General features: G+C 55.3%; 19 protein-coding genes and 1 pseudogene. 13 read left to right on the forward strand and 7 right to left on the reverse strand.

Features of this window, described 5'->3' with window-relative positions:
- Positions 1 to 2 precede the first annotated feature (2 nt).
- From CUC53_RS11670 to CUC53_RS11680, 3 genes and pseudogenes are all read right to left on the reverse strand, one after another.
- Positions 3 to 176 (reverse strand): annotated as a pseudogene (locus CUC53_RS11670) (amidase); the annotation flags it as partial.
- Between the two features lie 165 nt (positions 177 to 341).
- Positions 342 to 497, reverse strand: a complete 156-nt coding sequence (locus CUC53_RS11675) for a hypothetical protein (RefSeq protein ID WP_157798261.1) — start codon at positions 495 to 497, stop codon at positions 342 to 344.
- Between the two features lie 34 nt (positions 498 to 531).
- Positions 532 to 1110 carry a DUF6338 family protein gene (locus tag CUC53_RS11680; RefSeq protein ID WP_100294325.1) on the reverse strand — a complete coding sequence of 193 codons (579 nt, stop codon included), beginning with the start codon at positions 1108 to 1110 and terminating at the stop codon, positions 532 to 534.
- Positions 1111 to 1792: 682 nt separating this feature from the next.
- On the opposite strand from CUC53_RS11680, the gene cphA reads away from it, so the two are divergent.
- The 13 genes from cphA (at position 1793) to CUC53_RS11750 (ending at position 15658) form a co-directional block, all read left to right on the forward strand.
- Positions 1793 to 2557 carry a CphA family subclass B2 metallo-beta-lactamase gene (gene cphA / locus CUC53_RS11685; RefSeq protein ID WP_100294326.1) on the forward strand — a complete coding sequence of 255 codons (765 nt, stop codon included), beginning with the start codon at positions 1793 to 1795 and terminating at the stop codon, positions 2555 to 2557.
- Between the two features lie 1059 nt (positions 2558 to 3616).
- Complete coding sequence (locus tag CUC53_RS11690) at positions 3617 to 4234, forward strand: YagU family protein (RefSeq protein ID WP_100294327.1); 618 nt, start codon at positions 3617 to 3619, stop codon at positions 4232 to 4234.
- Positions 4235 to 4511: 277 nt separating this feature from the next.
- The gene (locus CUC53_RS11695; protein ID WP_100294328.1) at positions 4512 to 5513 is read left to right on the forward strand and encodes a sulfate ABC transporter substrate-binding protein; all 1002 of its coding nucleotides are present in this window, start codon (positions 4512 to 4514) and stop codon (positions 5511 to 5513) included.
- A 66-nt stretch (positions 5514 to 5579) separates the two neighbouring features.
- Positions 5580 to 6155, forward strand: a complete 576-nt coding sequence (locus tag CUC53_RS11700; protein WP_100294329.1) for an RBBP9/YdeN family alpha/beta hydrolase — start codon at positions 5580 to 5582, stop codon at positions 6153 to 6155.
- A 283-nt stretch (positions 6156 to 6438) separates the two neighbouring features.
- On the forward strand, positions 6439 to 7278 hold the full coding sequence (gene cysT, locus CUC53_RS11705) for a sulfate ABC transporter permease subunit CysT (RefSeq protein ID WP_100294330.1): 840 nt from the start codon (positions 6439 to 6441) through the stop codon (positions 7276 to 7278).
- Positions 7275 to 8165, forward strand: coding sequence for a sulfate ABC transporter permease subunit CysW (cysW, locus tag CUC53_RS11710; protein WP_100294331.1), 891 nt, complete (start codon positions 7275 to 7277; stop codon positions 8163 to 8165). The genes cysT and cysW overlap by 4 nt, the downstream gene beginning before the upstream one ends.
- Before the next feature lie 23 nt (positions 8166 to 8188).
- On the forward strand, positions 8189 to 9271 hold the full coding sequence (locus CUC53_RS11715) for a sulfate/molybdate ABC transporter ATP-binding protein (RefSeq protein WP_100294332.1): 1083 nt from the start codon (positions 8189 to 8191) through the stop codon (positions 9269 to 9271).
- A gap of 78 nt (positions 9272 to 9349) precedes the next feature.
- The gene (gene cbl, locus CUC53_RS11720; protein WP_100294342.1) at positions 9350 to 10297 is read left to right on the forward strand and encodes an HTH-type transcriptional regulator Cbl; all 948 of its coding nucleotides are present in this window, start codon (positions 9350 to 9352) and stop codon (positions 10295 to 10297) included.
- A 268-nt stretch (positions 10298 to 10565) separates the two neighbouring features.
- Complete coding sequence (locus tag CUC53_RS11725; protein WP_100294333.1) at positions 10566 to 11069, forward strand: phosphatase PAP2 family protein; 504 nt, start codon at positions 10566 to 10568, stop codon at positions 11067 to 11069.
- Positions 11066 to 12175 carry an MJ1255/VC2487 family glycosyltransferase gene (locus tag CUC53_RS11730; RefSeq protein WP_100294334.1) on the forward strand — a complete coding sequence of 370 codons (1110 nt, stop codon included), beginning with the start codon at positions 11066 to 11068 and terminating at the stop codon, positions 12173 to 12175. The genes CUC53_RS11725 and CUC53_RS11730 overlap by 4 nt, the downstream gene beginning before the upstream one ends.
- A gap of 412 nt (positions 12176 to 12587) precedes the next feature.
- Entirely contained in the window at positions 12588 to 14306 is a 1719-nt protein-coding gene (locus CUC53_RS11735) for an acetolactate synthase 3 large subunit (RefSeq protein WP_100294343.1), read from the forward strand.
- A 91-nt stretch (positions 14307 to 14397) separates the two neighbouring features.
- Positions 14398 to 14892, forward strand: a complete 495-nt coding sequence (gene ilvN, locus CUC53_RS11745) for an acetolactate synthase small subunit (RefSeq protein WP_100294336.1) — start codon at positions 14398 to 14400, stop codon at positions 14890 to 14892.
- Between the two features lie 130 nt (positions 14893 to 15022).
- Positions 15023 to 15658 (forward strand): LysE family translocator, encoded by a 636-nt coding sequence (locus tag CUC53_RS11750; RefSeq protein WP_100294337.1) that lies wholly within the window; start codon positions 15023 to 15025, stop codon positions 15656 to 15658.
- A 110-nt stretch (positions 15659 to 15768) separates the two neighbouring features.
- Here CUC53_RS11750 and CUC53_RS11755 read toward each other — a convergent pair whose 3' ends face one another.
- The 4 genes from CUC53_RS11755 to trmB all read right to left on the reverse strand — a co-directional run.
- The gene (locus CUC53_RS11755; RefSeq protein WP_100294338.1) at positions 15769 to 17061 is read right to left on the reverse strand and encodes a rhodanese-like domain-containing protein; all 1293 of its coding nucleotides are present in this window, start codon (positions 17059 to 17061) and stop codon (positions 15769 to 15771) included.
- Positions 17062 to 17090: 29 nt separating this feature from the next.
- A complete protein-coding gene (glsB, locus tag CUC53_RS11760) occupies positions 17091 to 18011 on the reverse strand; it encodes a glutaminase B (RefSeq protein ID WP_167386741.1) in 921 nt (306 codons plus the stop codon).
- Between the two features lie 142 nt (positions 18012 to 18153).
- Positions 18154 to 18489 (reverse strand): 50S ribosome-binding protein YggL, encoded by a 336-nt coding sequence (locus CUC53_RS11765; RefSeq protein WP_100294340.1) that lies wholly within the window; start codon positions 18487 to 18489, stop codon positions 18154 to 18156.
- Positions 18490 to 18502: 13 nt separating this feature from the next.
- Positions 18503 to 18860, reverse strand: a 358-nt coding sequence (trmB, locus tag CUC53_RS11770; protein WP_100294341.1) for a tRNA (guanosine(46)-N7)-methyltransferase TrmB, incomplete at its 5' end; no start/stop codon positions are given.

Here is an 18860-nt window from a genome sequence, read left to right on the forward strand (position 1 = left end):
AATCACCCCAACGGCGGCGTCCGTGGCGGCACCATACGCTTGCTGCCGGTGGACTCGAAGGCCGAGGCAAAGCGCAGCAGGTTGTTGTCGTCATAGGCGCGACCGGCGAAGGTCAGGCCCACCGGCATACCAATATCGGCCATCACGCCCATGGGGACGGTGACGGTCGGTACGCCGCCGTTGGGGTGATTGGTGTTGGGGGAAATGGAACTGTACATACAGATATAGTTCTATTCCCCCAGTCAATAAGCAGAAGTGAAATGTTATACAGACAGTTTTACTATCACCTTACCTCCTGAAATAAATATGATTTAAATGGGCCATGTATATGGCCCATTATTTTATTTTTTTCCGGGTGGGTTAATGGGGCTATCTCCTGTTCCAGATGGTGGCTGATAGCCTCCTCTTTGCTCTCTTGTATTAGGCTGATGTGAGTTATCTTGCTTTTGTCTAACACCACCACCATAATTTTCATTACCTGTCTTTTTATCCGTCATATTGCATCTCCTTTCTGACGTTGGGTACCATGTGTTAAATATTTCTAAGTTCTATGTGACTTATCTCACTGTGAAGGACTATAACACCTGCTGTTCTATCTACAGGCCTTTCAAACTCACCGTCTGAACCCATCACCCATCTTTGCTCTAAATATATATGTTTTTCCTCAGGAGAAGCTGATGCAAATGACTTACTTCCATAGTAACCAGCAACGACCTCCCCATTCTTCAAAAACACTTCCACCCAATACTTATTTCTCTGTGAAAATAGATAATCCCAAGCACTATCCGATGGATGGAATATTAACGTCTTTATCTTTTCATAGCTTCTGATCTTCTTCCATGCAAAAACCATCAATATTGGCGATATAAATAATACAAAAAAATAGAAAAGATTTTTCCATAAAGGGGGGACTGGGTTTGATTCGACTTGAAAAATGAAAAAGCTTAGCGCTGCATAATTTATACAGCTGTAAGTAACAGTGTCGTACAATAACGTGCCAGAGTCTTTCCCTTGAGATGGATATATTAACTTGTAAACTCTAACGCAAATAAATCCTGGTATTACAAACATTATAAATAATATAAGCTTGTTACTTTCCCATATGTCCATGGCATGTCCATTTTATTGCTTGATGAAACCAGCTGAAATCTAACATTAGAGTTGGTTCTCATTTGCGGCTTTTGTCACAAAAAAGACTCTCAAGATATTCTGGGCTACCTTCACCTTTCAAGGGCTGTAGGTTCGAATTGTGAAGCGTATTCGGACGATCGCGAAAGTAAGGGGATCGAGGCGTCGCTGATGTTCAGGGTTTCCTGCTTCTCTTGCTATCAGGATATTCGCGGTAAACGGACGATTACGCTGCGCTAATCGTCCCTACATGATGTGGCTTATTGTTACCTTCCCCTCATCCACGGCCCTTCTCCCTTTGTTTGTGATCAAGAGTGGGAGAAGGGGGCGAAATGGATTCCGCTGGCTGTGTTTTGGCTCTGTGGTGCGGGTGAATATGTGTGGCTTGGAATTGGCACGAACCATCCCCTCTCCCTCGGGAGAGGGTTAGGGTGAGGGGCCGCTATCTGTGTTGCAGGTTCGAATAGCGCAGCGTATTCGGACGTTCGCGAACAGGAGGTCGCTGCTGATTTCTCCGGACTTTCCCCTGACTTCCCCCCAGACTTCACCTTCTCTTCACACAACCCCATTTTCCCCTCACACATCCCCCGTATCTTCTGCCCACTGCTTAAAAGGCCCGGCTTGCCACAGGGGTGGCGAGGGGCGGTTGGTTCGAGGAAACAAGATGATGAAAGGTTGGATGAAGTGCGGGCTGGCCGGGGCCGTGGTGCTGATGGCGAGTTTCTGGGGCGGCAGCGTGCGGGCGGCGGGGATGTCGCTGACGCAGGTGAGTGGCCCTGTCTATGTGGTGGAGGACAACTACTACGTCAAAGAGAACTCCATGGTCTATTTCGGGGCCAAGGGGGTGACGGTGGTGGGGGCGACCTGGACGCCGGATACCGCCCGCGAGCTGCATAAGCTGATCAAACGGGTTAGCAGCAAGCCGGTGCTAGAGGTGATCAACACCAACTACCACACCGATCGGGCGGGCGGTAACGCCTACTGGAAGTCCATCGGGGCCAAGGTGGTGGCGACGCGCCAGACTCGGGATCTGATGAAGAGCGACTGGGCCGAGATTGTCGCCTTTACCCGCAAGGGGCTGCCGGAGTACCCGGATCTGCCGCTGGTGCTGCCAAACGTAGTGCACGATGGCGACTTCACCCTGCAAGAGGGCAAGGTGCGCGCCTTCTACGCGGGCCCGGCCCATACGCCGGACGGCATCTTTGTCTACTTCCCCGACCAGCAGGTGCTCTATGGCAACTGCATCCTCAAGGAGAAGCTGGGCAACCTGAGCTTTGCCAATGTGAAGGCCTATCCGCAGACCATCGAGCGGCTTAAAGCGATGAAGTTGCCGATCAAGACGGTGATTGGCGGTCACGACTCGCCGCTGCACGGCCCCGAGCTGATTGATCACTACGAGGAGCTGATCAAGGCGGCGCCGCAGTCATAACGGCTGCGCGACAGACTGGTAGGTCCGTAGGTTCGAATAGCGAAGCGTATTCGGACGATCGCGAAAGGGAGGTTGCCGAGAAGCCGCTGATGTTCAGGGTTTTCTGCTTCTCTTGCTAACAGGATATTCGCGGTAAGCGGACGATTACGCTGCGCTAATCGACCCGACATGATGGAGCTTATTGTTACCTCCCCCTTATCCCCTTATTGGTGATCAAGAGTGGGAGAAGGGAGCAACGATGCGCCTCTGATTTGCTCTGGCAACCGGCCTTGGCATTGGTGCCAAAATATAGGACACCCACCTGTTTGTTCAAACCGCAGCCAATTTAGCAAGCGATGTGTCTATGAAATAGTGTTATTTGACTACTCGCACATTTGAATGGGTAGAGGGACGGGACTGCCCAGTGAAATAGATACGACCGCTCATGCTACTTATCTTTTATATATTTTTAGATATATTTTTTAGATATCTTTAATGCCCCGCAAATAACAATAACAACTATAGATAATAATGATTTTAAATACCGCTAAGATTAACCTATCGTTTAACCCGCACAGATCATTTGCAATACATTATTTAACCAAGCTAATAACCTACATAATGGCTATTTATTGCCAGCGTCAATATCTGACGCAGTTATATTTAAATCGATTGCTTATCGCAGCCCACTACCTAGTATCAATTAAACGATGGTATTGCTGATATAGTTAATTTTATTTTTGGTCATTAACCATGAATGCTCGTTAGCTATCAGCATTAGCTATCAACAATAGAGGAAGTTAATTTTTCTATTTTTTAAATTTATTGTAACAACAGTTCACAAAATACATTTATTCATGTTTTGTCAGCATGGTGGGGATGCAGCTTCTGCTCGTTAGTGAGCGTGCAATAATGTTTTTTGTTAATACTTAATTTATCTTCACATCACGCTGGTGAGCACTATCACGTACTGTGAAAACGGGCTTATCACCTTGCTGAGCCAGTCACATAACTACTGGCCAAAGCCAGGTTTTTAATAACACGTCGATTCTTAATCACATTATTTCAATAGGGAATGAAATGAATATATTTGAGCAAACACATCCTTCACGTAGACGCTATGGCTTAGCCGCAATAATTGGCTTCATTGCGGGGATTGTATCTTCGTTTGTAAAATGGGGGGCCGAGCATCCATTACCCCCTCGTAGTCCAAGCGATCTTTTTAATGCTGCCTGTGCTCCAGAATCCTTGATTCGAGCAGCGGAACAGATCGACTGCTCGCGAAATTTTCTCAATCCGCCATACGTATTTTTACGCGATTGGTTAGGTGTCATTGATCCTAACGAAGCGGTATATACCTTTGCCGGCCATGCGTTTAACTGGGTTGGGGTAACCCACATTATATTTTCCATCGTGTTTGCTGTTGGTTACTGTGTCGTGGCCGAGCAGTTCCCTAAAATAAAATTGTGGCAAGGTCTGCTGGCTGGGGCACTGGCGCAGTTGTTTGTGCATCTAATTACATTCCCACTCATGGGCCTGACTCCCCCCGTCTTCAGTCTGCCTTGGTACGAGCATGTCTCAGAGATTGTGGGTCACTTAGTGTGGTTCTGGTCTATCGAAATTATCCGGCGTGATTTACGTAACCGGATCACCGGTGAGCCAGATCCAGAGTTTCCACTGTCTGCCCGTGCCCATTAATAGCTTCCCCCTTGGCCTACGCGGCTAAGCGGTGATAGATGATCTCATCGGCGAAAGATCGCGCCAATATAGGAGAAAGTGTGATGCTTTCTCCTTGTTAGTTCACGGGTGCAATAAGCCCGGCCCAGCGCATGAACACCCTCCTAGCGCCTTTAACAGCCCACGCCAAAGGCTCGTTTCATATGAGAAAAAGAGATAAGCAAAGAGTTATTTCTTTCTTCTTGGCATAACAAATTCCCGTCATGCTGTGTTCAATCCCACGATAAGGAGCATCACCATGACACTGCGAATGACCGCGTTGACTCTACTTGCTACCTTGGCCCTCGGCCAGGTTCATGCCGCCGAGATCCGGCTACTTAATGTCTCGTACGATCCGACTCGCGAACTATTTCAAGAGTACAACCGCGCGTTTGCCAAAGCGTGGAAAACCAAAACCGGCGACGATGTTGTGGTGAGCCAGTCTCATGGCGGTTCTGGCAAGCAGGCGCGCGCCGTGGTGGATGGCTTGGAGGCAGATTTAGTGTCGCTGGCGCTCGCTTATGACATAGACGCCATTGCCAAACAGGGAATCATTGCCGCTGATTGGCAAGGACGGCTAGCCAATAACGCCGCCCCCTATACCTCCACCATCGTGTTTCTGGTGCGCAAAGATAATCCCAAGCAGATAAAGGATTGGAACGATCTAGTACGCAAAGATGTGGCCATCGTCACCCCCAACCCGAAAACCTCCGGTGGTGCACGTTGGAACTATCTCGCAGCTTGGGGCTACGCCCTGAAGCAGAGTGGCAGTGAGGAGGGCGCCAAACAGTTCATCCGCGATCTCTATAACAATGTGAAAGTGCTCGACTCCGGCGCCCGCGGTGCTACCACCAGCTTTATCGAGCGCGGCCTAGGGGACGTGTTATTGGCATGGGAAAACGAAGCGCTCTTAGTGCTCGGCCAACCCGGTAATCGTGACAAATTTGAATTAGTGGTGCCGTCGGTCTCCATTTTGGCCGAGCCTCCCGTGGCCGTGGTCGATAAGGTCGCCAAGAAGCATGGCACCGAGGTCGTCGCCAAAGGGTATCTCGACTATCTCTACTCCGATGAGGGCCAGCGCATCATTGCCAAATACCATTACCGCCCCACTAATCCGGCGATCCAGCAAGAAACAGCCACGCAGTTCCCCCAACTGGCCCTGTTTACCGTCAAAGATCTGGAAGGCAATTGGGAACAAGCCCAGAAGAAGCATTTCGCCCAAGGCGCGCTGTTTGATCAGATCTACCAGCCGGGGAGTTGATCCCCTCTTCCGTTAGTAAGGTGCTGGCCTCGCGCCAGCCATCGCAGCCTGATAAGGAGCACGATGATGAATAACATCCTGCTGGTTCCTGGCCTACACAACAGCGGACCGGATCACTGGCAAAGTCGCTGGCACACTTTTTTTCCTCATTGGCAACGCATGGAAGGGCTGCCATGGGATAAACCAGACCTGACCATCTGGAGTGCCAAGCTAGCGAGCAAGCTCAAGCGTCGCCGTGGCCGAGTCCATCTGGTGGCTCACTCCTTCGGCGCCTTGACTGCCATTGCCGCCACTCGCTTGCAGCCAGAAAAGGTGGCCTCACTGTTACTGGTCGCCCCCGCCGATCCTGCGCGTTTTGGGATCGCCGATGAACGGCTAACCGGTTCGATACCGGTCGCCGCCCACTTGGTAGCCAGTCGTAACGATCCATGGATGAGCTTCGAGCGAGCCGAATATTGGAGCCAGCAGTGGCAAGTGCCGTTGTTTGATGCCGGTGACGTGGGCCACATCAACGCGCAATCAGGGCACGGGGATTGGCATCAAGGGCTGCATCTGTTCGGCGCACTCTATCGGCGGGCTGAGTTAGTGATCAGCCCGCAGACAAGGCACTGGCACCCACAAGCGGCCTACAGCCTTGGCTAATCATGTGACACCAAGCGATAACTCAAGCGCCATCAACAAACGGGTAAGGAGGAAGCGAGACAGCAACAGCAATGGGTAGGCAGTAAGTCATTGGCATGGCACGCCGTTTTTAGGTCTTTTATCTATATAAAAGACCTTTTTTATTGGCTGTCATCGGGGAAGCCCTATCGCCACGTCGTTAGATAAAAAAGTGATTAGCAAAGGCATTATTGATGTTTGTGGCAATGAGGGGGAGTAAGCAGAATCAGCGGCATCGAGAATCTTTATAACGAATGGATGTGTTATGCGATTTGGTTCTTATTCCGTCCTGCCGGGATTTGGCCCCACCCTCGGTTTTAGTCTGCTCTATCTGGGCCTGTTGGTGTTGCTGCCCCTCTCGGCACTGGTGCTGTTTGCGGTCAACAACCTGACCGCCGCAGAGTTCTGGCAGGTGATCGGCTCACCACGGGTGCTCGCCTCTTTTCGTCTCAGTTTCGGCGCGGCCTTTATCGCCGCGCTGCTCAACTGCCTGTTTGGCCTTATTCTGGCTTGGATATTGGTGCGCTATACCTTCCCCGGCCGCCGGCTGGTGGATGCGCTGATCGATTTGCCCTTTGCCATGCCCACCGCTGTCTCCGGCATCGCCCTGTGCGCCATCTTTGCCCCCAACGGCTGGATCGGTCAGCTGCTTGCGCCACTCGGTATCCAACTCGCCTACAACCCTATCGGGGTCATCATCGCCCTCACCTTTATCGGCTTGCCGTTTGTGGTGCGCACCCTGCAACCGGTACTGCGGGAGGCCGAAAGCGAGCAAGAAGAAGCTGCCGCTAGCCTCGGTGCCGATCGCTGGCAGACCTTCCTGCGGGTGCTATGGCCGACCCTAGTGCCGGCCCTGCTGACCGGTTTTGCCCTCGCGTTTGCCCGCGCCGTCGGCGAGTACGGCTCGGTCATCTTCATCGCCGGTAACCTGCCGATGGTCTCGGAAATTGCGCCGCTGATGATCATGAGCCATCTGGAGGAGTACGACTACGCCGGTGCCTCTGCCATTGCCGTGGTGATGCTGCTGATTTCGTTCATGTTGTTACTCATTATCAACAAATTGCAGGCCTGGAGCTGGGCCCGCATCGGAGGGAGCCGGATATGAGTTCATCTGCCATTGCGCTGGAGGCCACCCCCGTGGCGGCGATCACTACCCGTAAAGCACCGACCGTGATCCGTGAACCCCAGTGGGTCAAGTGGTTGCTGATCACGGTGGGTCTCGGCTGGTTTGCCGCCCTGTTGCTGCTGCCGCTGGCCACCGTCTTTATTCAGGCGCTGAGCCCGGGGCTGGCCTTTTTCTGGCACGCCATCAGTGAGCCGGATGCCCTGAGCGCCCTTGGCCTCACCGCACTGGTCACGCTCTGCGCCGTGCCCCTTAACCTGCTGTTTGGGATCGCCGCAGCGTGGGCCATCGCCCGCTTCCGCTTCCCCGGTCGGCAGTTGCTCATCACTATCATCGATCTGCCGTTCTCGGTATCGCCAGTGATTGCCGGGCTGATGCTGGTGCTACTGTTTGGCAGCCGAGGCTGGTTTGGTGACTGGCTGAGCGAGCACGACATCAAGGTCATCTTCGCCACGCCGGGGATCATCCTGGCCACCACCTTCATTACCGTGCCGTTCGTGGTGCGCGAGCTGCTGCCCCAGATGGAGGCACGTGGTCCTGAAGAGGAAGAAGCCGCCATCATGCTGGGGGCGAGCGGCCTGCAAATGTTCTGGCGCGTCACCCTGCCCGGCATCCGCTGGAGCCTGATGTATGGCCTGCTGCTCTGTACCGCCCGCGCGGTGGGGGAATTTGGCGCCGTGTCGGTGGTTTCCGGCCATATTCGCGGTCAGACCAACACCCTGCCGCTGCATATCGAGATCCTCTACAACGAGTACCAAACCGGCGCCGCCTTTGCGGTGGCCAGCCTCTTGGCCCTGTTCGGGATCTTTACCTTGCTGGGGGAAACCCTGTTGGCCCGGCTGCGTGGTCAGCCTACCAAATCTCACTGAATCACCGATTTTAAGAGGCAGCCATGAGCATTCAGGTGCAACAACTCAACAAGCATTTCAATCAATACGCCGCGCTGGCAGACATCAACCTCGACTTTCACGATGGTGAGCTGGTAGCCCTGCTCGGCCCCTCTGGTTGCGGCAAGACCACCCTGTTGCGGATCATAGCCGGGCTGGAACAGGCTGACACTGGCCGAGTCATCATCCGCGGTGAGGATGCCTCGGATCTCCATGTGCGCGAGCGCAACGTTGGCTTCGTGTTCCAGCACTACGCCCTGTTCCGCCACATGACGGTGTTCGAGAACGTGGCGTTTGGCCTGCGGGTTAAACCGCGCAGCGAGCGTCCGGCCGAAGCAACCATCCGCGCCCGGGTCAAGGAGCTGCTGGATCTGGTACAGCTCAGCCACGTGGCCGAGCGCTACCCGACCCAGCTCTCTGGCGGTCAGCGTCAGCGGGTCGCACTGGCCCGCGCGCTGGCGGTGCAGCCCAAGGTGCTGCTGTTGGACGAGCCCTTCGGCGCCCTCGATGCCCAAGTGCGCAAAGAGCTACGCCGCTGGCTGCGGGAGCTGCACGATGAGCTGCACGTCACCAGCCTGTTCGTCACCCACGATCAGGAAGAGGCGCTGGAGGTGGCGGATCGGGTGGTGCTGATGAATGCCGGCAAGGTTGAACAGATTGGCACCCCAGCAGAGGTCTACGACCAGCCCGCTAGCCCGTTTGTTCATCGCTTCCTCGGCAGCGTCAACCAGTTCCGTGGTCGGGTCGCTGAACAGGGGTTCGGGGTCGGTGACCACCTGCTCGGTGGGCCGCTGCTTGGCAACCATGCTGGCACCCAGCTCATTCAGGGCAGCGCCGCGATTGCCTATGTCCGTCCGCACGAGCTAGAGCTGCTGCCCGCCGATGCCAGCGGTGGGATTGCCGCCACCATTACTCGCCTGCTACCGATGGGGCCCCGTATCCGGGTAGAACTACGTGGCAATGGAGATACAAACGATGCACACTTCGAAGCCGAACTGAGCAAGGAGGCCGCCCGTACTTTCCAACCGGGCCAAAGCGTGCGGCTGGTTGCCAGACAGGCGCAGCTCTATCCGGACTATCAGATTTGAGCTCCGACCGATTAGATCACAAGCACCCCATCAGCCACAGCGATGGGGCAGCCCTCAGTCAGCGCAGGAGGCGATGAGGTGAATTTTCAGCAGTTACGGATTATCCGCGAGGCAGCACGGCGCGATTACAACCTCACCGAGGTGGCCAACGCGCTGTTTACCTCGCAATCAGGGGTGAGCCGCCACATTCGCGAACTGGAAGAGGAGCTTGGGCTAGCGCTCTTTGTCCGCTACGGCAAACGGCTGCTTGGCATGACGGAGCCGGGCAAGGAGTTGCTGGTGCTTGCCGAGCGGATCTTGGGTGATGCCAATAACATCCGCAAATTGGCCAGTACCTTTGCCAACCGCGACGCAGGCAGGTTGCTGGTCGCCACGACCCATACCCAGGCCCGTTACGCCCTGCCGAGGGTGGTGAAGGCGTTTCGCGAGCAGTTCCCGTTGGTACAACTGGAGCTACGCCAAGGCAGCCCAGAGGAGATCGTGCGGCTGGTACAAACCGGCGAGGTGGATATCGGCATCAGCAGCGAACAGCTCGATAAGAGCGAAGGGGTGGTGGCCTTCCCCTACTACCGCTGGCACCACAATATCGTGGTGCCCGAGCAGCATCCGCTGGCTGGCGAGCAGGATCTGACGCTGGCGGCGCTGGCCAACTGGCCCATCATCACCTATCAGGCAGGGCTCACTGGCCGGGTACGGGTAGATGAAGCGTTTGCTGAGGCAGGCATCGAGCCGCAGATCTTGCTGACGGCGCAGGACTCCGACGTCATCAAAACCTACGTCGAATTAGAGATGGGGATCGGTATTTTGGCTGATATGGCATTCGATGCCCAGCGGGATAAAGGGCTCGTTCAACTCGACGGCAGCCACCTGTTTGCCCCCCACACCGCCTGGATCGGCCTTAAGCAGGGCCAGTTTCAACACAACTTTGCCTGGCAGTTTATCCAGCTCTGCAACCCCGAACTGGCGCTGGCGGATATTCAAGCCCGCGCCATGGGCAGCGACCAGCCGCTCGACTTTCAAATATAACGGGCAGCATTGCCCTGCAATAAAACCAGCCACGTAGCACCCAATAGCGCGCCATTGTTCACATCCATGGCGCGCTACATCGCCCCTACCAACATGGCGATGCCAAGGGATAGGCCATGAATTGAAAAAACACCTATTTGCTGCCCTTCCATATCGCATCTATCCCCCCCTAATCACCACCTTATGTCACAAATCTGTTATCTCCTCTTCAAGTGAGTGTCACCCCACGCTCCTAGTCTGCTCAAAGCGATCAGGGAGGGAAGGGAATATGAATAAAATCCAACACTGGGATCTGCGGGTATGCAGGGCCTGCCTACTTCATCCTTATAACAAACCGCAGGCGCGGGTCAGCCGATTGGTATCGCGCACCGGGGATGGCCCGCTTTATGGCGTCTTGGCCGCACTGCTTTGGTGGCAAGGTGAGGCAGAGCGTGAATTGGTCAAATGGGCGTTACTGGCATTTGCCCTTGAATTGCCCCTGTATCTGGTGCTGAAAAACAGCCTGAAACGCCAACGCCCTGTGGGGCTGCCGGTTTTTATTACCCCCTCGGATCGTTACAGTCTGCCCTCCGGCCATACGGCGGCCGCCTTCTTGATGGCCACCATCTTAGCGTCGGGATTTCCGCTCTGGGCCCCGCTGTGGTTTGGTTGGGCAACCTTGGTCGGGGCTTCCCGTTTACTGCTTGGGGTGCACTTTCTCACGGATCTGGTTGCAGGCGCCCTGTTAGGGGGCCTATGCGCGGTGTGGGCGTTGAGCTGGGGACCGTTATGAAGGTGCTATTTGGAGTACAAGGTACAGGAAATGGCCATATCAGCCGCAGCCGCACCCTCGCCCGGGCACTGCGCCGAGCGGGGGTCAGTGTGGATTACCTGTTTAGTGGTCGCCCCGCCGATGGCTATTTCGACATGGAAGAGTTTGGCGCTTATCGCACCTTTCCCGGCCTGACTTTCGTGAGCCACGAGGGGAAAGTTTCTCCGTGGCGCACCCTGCAAGCGGCCTCTCCGTTGCGCTTTTGGCGCGATTTACGGGCCCTTGATTGCCGGGAATATGATCTTATCGTCAGCGATTTTGAGCCGCTGACCGCCCATGCAGCGCGGCGGTTAGGCAAGCCTAGTTTGACCATCAGTCATCAGGCTAGCTTCAACTGGTCGATCCCCCGCTGGGGAGAAGATGGCGTCAGTCGCCAGCTGATGCGCTATTTCGCACCGGTCTCCCAACCACTCGGCTTGCATTGGTTTCATTTTGGTTATCCCCTGCTCCCCCCGGTGATCGATGCCATCACCCCTGCCGCAGATAACGGCGCCATCTTGGTTTATCTGCCATTTGAACATCGTGATGCGATCTCGGCGCTGCTGTCTCGCTTTAATCGGCACACCTTTATCTGTTTTCACCCTGGGGTACAAAGTGCCAGTCAGTGGCGCAATATTCGTTTTGAACCCCCTTGTCGAGCGGGCTTTTTAGCGGTGTTGGCCGGTTGTCGGGGGGTGATCTCTAACGCGGGATTCGAGCTGGCCTCTGAGGCGCTGTCCCTTGGTAAAAAACTGTTAGTCAAACCGCTAGGAGGACAATTTGAGCAGCTGACCAATGGTAAAACCCTCGAACTGATGGGATTAGCCACCCTGATGGACTGCCTCGATGCCAATATTGTCCGCACTTGGTTAGACAGTCAGGCGCCGGGCGTCGTGTGTTATCCCAATGTGGCCGCTGAACTGGCGGATTGGCTAGTGGCTGGCGGTCAGGAGAGCGTTTCGTCTCTGTCACGGCGGCTGTGGGCCCGCACCCTCTTTCCCGAAGAGGTCAGTGATCGGCTCAGCGAGTTTGTGAGGGGAGAGACCGTTGGCAACAGTTGGTTATCTCAAGTGACCTTAGTTGATTAACACATATCAATGAGCACGGATTAAGGGTCACGATCGCGGCAATCAGCCCCCACCTCTTAGCAAGGTGGGTTTCTTTCTAATCCCCTTTTTTCAGGATTATTCGCTAATCTGCCCACCCTTCGCTGAGATTTGTCCCGGAGCACTATTGCTAACTAATTGAATATTAATAGCTGCTTGAAATTTAAGACTATTCCTGCTGCCCAAAACGTGGACAACCGCGCCGAAGCGAGTTAACTTGACCCTTCACCCGAGTTTCGGGTCGATGATGAAAAATCCCTATTTTCTGCTGTTGGTGGGCCATATTGGCCAGTTCTGCATTAAGACAATGACAACCAAGGGACCTGGTCGTGCCGGGAAGCGTGGCCCCATTGACAGCATTCGCTTAACGGAGCAAAGCCTGGAGGGCTTTATCATGGAGATGTTATCAGGCGCCCAGATGGTGGTTAGAGCGCTGGAGGACCAGGGGGTTGAGCACGTGTTTGGCTACCCAGGTGGCTCTGTGCTCGACATCTATGACGCTCTCTTCGAAAACGGCAAGATGGAGCACGTTTTGGTGCGCCACGAGCAAGCAGCCGTGCACATGGCAGATGGTTACGCCCGCTCGACCGGCAAGGTCGGCACCGTGCTGGTGACCTCTGGCCCCGGCGCGACCAACTGCATTACCGGTATTGCGACTGCCTACATGGACTCTATTCCGCTGGTGATCTTATCTGGCCAAGTGCCAACCAGCATGATTGGGGAAGATGCGTTCCAAGAGACCGATATGATCGGGATCTCACGCCCAGTGGTAAAACACAGCTTTCTGTGCAAAACCGCCAGCGACATTCCAGCGGCCATCAAAAAGGCATATTACATTGCCGCCAGTGGTCGCCCGGGGCCGGTCGTGGTCGATCTGCCTAAAGATGTGCAGAACCCGAAAGAGGCATTCCCTTATCACTATCCTGAGTCCGTCAGCCTGCGCTCTTATAACCCGACCAAATCCGGCCACAAGGGTCAGATTAAGCGGGCAGCCAAGCTGCTGGCAGATGCCCAGCGCCCAGTGCTATATGTGGGCGGCGGAGCGATCAATGCCAACGCTGACCAGCTCGTCATCAAGTTGGCCGAGCTGTTGAACTTGCCAGTGACCACCACCCTGATGGGGTTAGGGGCATTCCCGGGTACGCATCCGCAGTTTGTCGGGATGCTAGGGATGCACGGCACGTTTGAAGCAAATAAGACCATGCACAACGCGGATCTGATCTTCGCGGTGGGGGCTCGCTTCGATGACCGTGTCACCAACAACGTCGCTAAGTTCTGCCCCAATGCCACCATCGTGCATATTGATATCGACCCCACCTCCATCTCTAAGACGGTACAAGCCCATGTGCCGATTGTTGGCTCAGTCGATACCGTGTTGGAGACCATGCTGGAGGTGATCCGCGAATGTGGCTTTGATAATGACAAGCAAGCATTGGCGGATTGGTGGAGCCAAATTGGCCAATGGCGTGCCCGTCACTGCTTGGCCTATGAGCGCCACCCCACCTTGATCAAACCGCAGCAGGTCATAGAGACGCTCTACAAGGTGACCAAAGGGGAAGCCTTTGTCGCCTCCGACGTCGGCCAGCATCAGATGTTTGCCGCGCTCTACTATCCCTTTGCCAAACCACGCCAGTGGATCAACTCCGGTGGCCTCGGCACCATGGGCTTTGGTATTCCAGCCGCCATGGGGGCCCAGTTCGCCAACCCAGATGCGGTGGTGTGCTGCGTCACCGGCGACGGCTCAGTGCAGATGAACATTCAGGAGCTCTCGACCTGTATGCAGTACGGGGTGCCCATCAAGATCATCTCCATCAACAACCGCGCCTTGGGCATGGTTAAACAGTGGCAGAAGATGTTCTATGGCGGCCGTCACAGCCACTCCTACATGGAATCCTTGCCGGACTTCGTCAAACTGGCAGAAGCCTATGGCCACGTCGGCATTGCAGTGAGCGATCCTGCTGAGCTGGAAAGCGCTATGGAAAAGGCTTTCGCCATGAAGGATCGGCTGGTGTTCATGGATATCTCGGTCGACCCAGATGAACATGTCTATCCGATGCAGATCAAATTCGGCGCCATGGACGAGATGTGGCTGAGCAAGACAGAGAGGACCTAACAATGAGGCACATTATTTCGGTTGTGCTCATCGAGCTCAAAGTCGGTTCCATCTCAGACGAGATGTGGCTGAGCAAGACGGAGAGAACCTGATGAGACATATTATTTCCGTTCTGCTGGAGAACGAGTCTGGCGCCCTGAGTCGTGTTGTGGGTCTCTTCTCCCAGCGCGGCTATAACATCGAGTCATTGACCGTGGCTCCGACAGAAGATCCAACCCTGTCACGGATGACCATCGTCACCATGGGCGATGATCGGGTGATAGAGCAGATCCAGAAGCAGCTGCACAAATTGGTCGATGTGCTCAAGGTATGTGATCTGAGCGAAGGGGAACACATCGAGCGAGAGATCGCCCTAGTGAAGACCCGCGCCATCGGCAACGGACGCGACGAGCTCAAACGCTTGGCCGATATCTTCCGTGGCCAGATCGTCGACGTGACCCCAGAGCAGTACACCGTGCAGCTTGTTGGGACCAGTGAAAAGCTGGATGCCTTTATCAAGACCGCGGCTCAAACTAACGAGATCATCGAAGTGGTGCGCTCGGGCGTCTGTGGGATTTCGCGGGCCGACAAGGCATTGCGGGCCTAATATTGCCGGCCTAGCAAGGCACGCTGATATAACAAAGATAAGGGGCTCTGCGGAGCCCCTTGCCATTGATGAAACTCATGTCATTGATGAAGCATCGGTCATTGATAACGATCGCCCCGTTGGAGGCAACATGTTCGGCATTCACGACTTACCCCTATTTATCGTGTCAGGCTTTTTACTCAACGCCATCCCAGGGCCAGACAACTTACTGATTATGCTGCGCAGTGGGACACAGGGCTGGCGCGCAGGATCGGCGGCCGCACTGGGGATCGGCTCCGGCACCTTGATCCACGTGCTGGCCGCCGCCCTAGGTCTGTCCGCGCTGCTCAGCGCCTCGGCAGAGCTATTTATGTTGGTGAAATTAGCCGGGGCACTTTATCTCATCTATTTGGGAGGCAGCCTGCTGCGCCAGCACGTGAGCCAACACAGCCCCAGCCCGCCGACCTTACCAGCTCTCTCTTATCGCCGGATTTATTGGCAAGGGGTGCTGACCAATGTACTCAATCCGAAGGTAGCGCTGTTCTTTCTAGCCTTCATGCCTCAGTTCATTGCGCCGGATGCCCCCGATAAGACCTTTGCGTTTATCCTGCTGGGCTGCCTGTTTAATCTCAACAGCATGATCTGGTGCCACCTGCTGGTATTCACCACCGTCTATGCTCGGCGTAATATCGCTTTACCGGTGCGGGCTGGCCGCTGGCTGAACCGAGGGATTGGGATGCTGTTTGTGGGATTGGGGCTGCGGTTAGCCGTGTCGAATCAGGGTTAGTAGGGGCAGGTTCTCCCATTCTGACAGGGCGACTAGGGATTGGATTGGTCTGGTCGGCTATTCCCCAACAGGCTGAGCGTCGACTCAGCCTGTTGGTCAGTGCGCCCCGCTTAGTGACTGGGCTGACGTTCACCGGTGACGATCGGGTTGTTGGGGTCCATGCTCCATTCATACCAGCCGCCGTCGTAGACGCTGATCCGCTGCCAATCCATGAGCCAAGCGTAGAAAAAGGCCTCTGAGGCGCGCCAACCAGTGCCACAGTAGAACGCGGTCTGCTGGGTCGGCTCAATATGCCACTGATCCCACATGGTGAGGATTTCGCGGGCGGGCTTCATGGTGCCATCCGGATTGTGGAAATCACTCATGCTGTTGGCATCAACACCACCGTGCCCCCACTTGGCGCCCGGAATATCCCCTTTCGGCTTGATGTAGCTGTAACCGGAGGTATTGCCGACAAATTCGTCCCATGTCCGGATACTAACCAAGGCGCCATCTGGCTGTTGCAGCAGGCTCTTGGCCTGATCCAGCGTGGTGTAGAACTCAGGACGAGCCGGAATCGTCACCCCAAATGCGGGCACCGGCTTGTATTGTTTGGGCAAGCCCGTCTCGGTACGCTGATGCTGGATAAACCACGCATCCAGCCCCCCATCCAGCAGGCGCACATCGTTGACCCCAGCATACAACATCAAGTGAGCCGCGCGGGCTGCCGCCATGGTGTTACGACCATAGAGGATGACGGTGGTATCGTGGCGAATCCCATTCTCCAATAGGAACGCCTCAAGCGCCTGATCAGACACCTTGTTCCACAGCACTTCCGTTTCTAAGCGATTAGTATCGATGTAACCCGCCCCAGGAATGTGGCTGATAAGAAACGCTTTGGGCGAGCCCCAATCCACTTCAAACAGTTTCCAATCCCCTTGGGGGGCCGCCGTTACCGGCTTACCCGCCTGCAGGTCTGCTAACCACCGCGGATGAACCAGTTGCTGCCAACGCGCCAACGCTTCACGCGGGGCGCTCTGCCATCCTTGCAACTCAAACAGCTGCTTGATGCCTTGCAACCGCAGCAAGCGAGCGACCTCGGCGACTTCGCGAGGCGCACCATACAGGGCCACAGGGCGCTTAGCGTGCAACCCCTTCTCTTTGAGCGCAGCAGGCCACTGCTCAGCACGGTATTTCCACTCGGCAGAGAGGTGCTCAGCACCGGCAACGTGGCCCCCTTGTTGCTCGCCCTCCATCGGCCAGCCCTGATAAAAGTAGCTGGCACGGGTGTCCACAATGACCGCCTGTTTGGCCTTGGCCTCAGTGAGTGACAGCGGTGGCAGCTCTCCTGCTACGGCCGACAGTGTGGGCCAAAGCAGCACAGCGGCCAGCGCCATGGGCAGCCAGCGAAGATATCGTTTCATGGTGATGTCTCGATTCCAGGTAAACAAAGTTAAAAAATGGATCGGCCCAGCCGATCAGCCAGCAATTCCAGCGCGGCCGTTCCGGCCAGCGAGTTACCCGCTGGGTTAAGTTCGGGCGACCAGACACAGACGCAGAGCTCACCTGGGATCAGGGCGACAATGCCGCCGCCTACCCCCGATTTGCCCGGCATCCCGACCCGATATGCAAAATCCCCGGCTTCGTCATACAGACCGCAAGTGGCAAGCAACGCATTGACCTGCTTGGTGGTGCGGGCTGGCAACAACGGGCTAGGATCGCCCAGCGGCACCCCACGATTCGCCAGATAGATAAACGCCCGCGCCAGATCGACACAGCTCATGCGAATGGCACACGCATTGAAATAACTCTGCAGCAACTTGTCTACGTCGTTTTCAATGTTGCCGTAAGATTTCATCAGATAAGCAATCGCCGCATTACGGGCAGAGTACTGATACTCGGAGCGCGCCACCACCTGATCCGCCATGATCGATGGATTGCCAGCCAAGCGACGGGCCAGCTCCAGCGTGCGCTGGCGCGGTGCCGTGAGGCGCGTTTCCAACAGATCGCTGACCACCAAGGCACCTGCGTTAATAAAAGGGTTGCGCGGAATTCCCTGTTCGAACTCAAGCTGTACTAGCGAATTAAACGGCTGCCCCGACGGCTCTTTGCCGACCCGCCGCCAGATCTCTTCCTCTTGGTAGAGGGTGAGCGCCAAGGTCAGGCTAAGCACCTTGGAGATACTCTGGATAGAAAAAGGCTCGGTCGCATCACCGGCGCTGAACAACTCGCCTGCGACCGTGTACACGGCTATGCCGAGCCGATCGGCCGGCACGTGTGCCAACGCCGGAATATAGTTGGCGACCTTGCCTTGCCCTAGCAGCGGCCGCACCTCGTCCAGAATGCCGGTCAGTAAGTCGGATGAGAGCACCATATCGATAAGCCACTCCAAGACCTAAAACAGCAGTGACGCTCATGGCGCCAGTGACAAAAATCCCGCCGAGGGCGGGACTTGCTTAACGACTACCGATCAGGGGTCAAGCAGGCTCAGCCACCTGACCGATCAAGGTCGTTCGCTATTGCGCGGGTTCACCGTACCAAAGATCGAACAGCTCAGTCACCACTACCGCTTCCATCCCTTTGCCTTCCAGCCAAGTTTTGACCGCGGCGCGATCTTCTTCGGTACATTTGCCCAGTTGCTGAGTGCAAATCATCCCCTCCCAAGAGAGGTGGCCTGAGCCAGCAAACGCCAGCTGGCGGGCATCAACAACCTCCTCGATCATCGCATCAACGATGGCATCGATGGTCTGTTCGGCAGTGCCGACCGGGAAGTTGAAACTGATGTCGAATCCCATTTCCTGAAATTCATCGACGCGCAGTTTCTTACGCAGACGGCGGCTACGATTGGCCATGATAGTTCCTTAGTTAGTTGACACGTTTAAAAATTAAATCCCACACTCCGTGGCCCAAACGATGGCCACGTTGCTCGAATTTAGTCAGTGGGCGCCAATCCGGACGCGGCACCCAGTTACCGGTGGCGGAGGTGTTCTGATACCCTTCGGCAACGTTCATTACCTCCAGCATGTGCTCTGCGTAGTTTTCCCAGTCTGTTGCCATGTGAAACACGCCACCAATGGCCAGTTTCTGGCGAATATCTTGGGCAAACGCACTCTGCACGATGCGGCGTTTATGATGACGGCTTTTATGCCAAGGGTCTGGGAAAAAGAGCTGTAGGCAAGCAAGTGAGCCGTTGGGGATCATCTGCGCCAACGCCGCTCGATCT

The sequence above is a fragment of the Aeromonas cavernicola genome, from assembly GCF_002795305.1.
Lineage (GTDB): Bacteria > Pseudomonadota > Gammaproteobacteria > Enterobacterales > Aeromonadaceae > Aeromonas > Aeromonas cavernicola.

Coding starts and splice junctions, on each gene's coding strand:
- CUC53_RS11755 (WP_100294338.1), bottom strand. CDS start 17,061: ATGAAACGATATCTTCGCTGGCTGCCCATGGCGCTGGCCGCTGTGCTG.
- CUC53_RS11725 (WP_100294333.1), top strand. CDS start 10,566: ATGAATAAAATCCAACACTGGGATCTGCGGGTATGCAGGGCCTGCCTA.
- glsB (WP_167386741.1), bottom strand. CDS start 18,011: ATGGTGCTCTCATCCGACTTACTGACCGGCATTCTGGACGAGGTGCGG.
- cphA (WP_100294326.1), top strand. CDS start 1,793: ATGATGAAAGGTTGGATGAAGTGCGGGCTGGCCGGGGCCGTGGTGCTG.
- CUC53_RS11695 (WP_100294328.1), top strand. CDS start 4,512: ATGACACTGCGAATGACCGCGTTGACTCTACTTGCTACCTTGGCCCTC.
- CUC53_RS11730 (WP_100294334.1), top strand. CDS start 11,066: ATGAAGGTGCTATTTGGAGTACAAGGTACAGGAAATGGCCATATCAGC.
- CUC53_RS11700 (WP_100294329.1), top strand. CDS start 5,580: ATGAATAACATCCTGCTGGTTCCTGGCCTACACAACAGCGGACCGGAT.
- CUC53_RS11690 (WP_100294327.1), top strand. CDS start 3,617: ATGAATATATTTGAGCAAACACATCCTTCACGTAGACGCTATGGCTTA.
- CUC53_RS11735 (WP_100294343.1), top strand. CDS start 12,588: ATGGAGATGTTATCAGGCGCCCAGATGGTGGTTAGAGCGCTGGAGGAC.
- CUC53_RS11765 (WP_100294340.1), bottom strand. CDS start 18,489: ATGGCCAATCGTAGCCGCCGTCTGCGTAAGAAACTGCGCGTCGATGAA.
- cysW (WP_100294331.1), top strand. CDS start 7,275: ATGAGTTCATCTGCCATTGCGCTGGAGGCCACCCCCGTGGCGGCGATC.
- cysT (WP_100294330.1), top strand. CDS start 6,439: ATGCGATTTGGTTCTTATTCCGTCCTGCCGGGATTTGGCCCCACCCTC.
- CUC53_RS11715 (WP_100294332.1), top strand. CDS start 8,189: ATGAGCATTCAGGTGCAACAACTCAACAAGCATTTCAATCAATACGCC.
- ilvN (WP_100294336.1), top strand. CDS start 14,398: ATGAGACATATTATTTCCGTTCTGCTGGAGAACGAGTCTGGCGCCCTG.
- CUC53_RS11680 (WP_100294325.1), bottom strand. CDS start 1,110: ATGGACATATGGGAAAGTAACAAGCTTATATTATTTATAATGTTTGTA.
- CUC53_RS11750 (WP_100294337.1), top strand. CDS start 15,023: ATGTTCGGCATTCACGACTTACCCCTATTTATCGTGTCAGGCTTTTTA.
- CUC53_RS11675 (WP_157798261.1), bottom strand. CDS start 497: ATGACGGATAAAAAGACAGGTAATGAAAATTATGGTGGTGGTGTTAGA.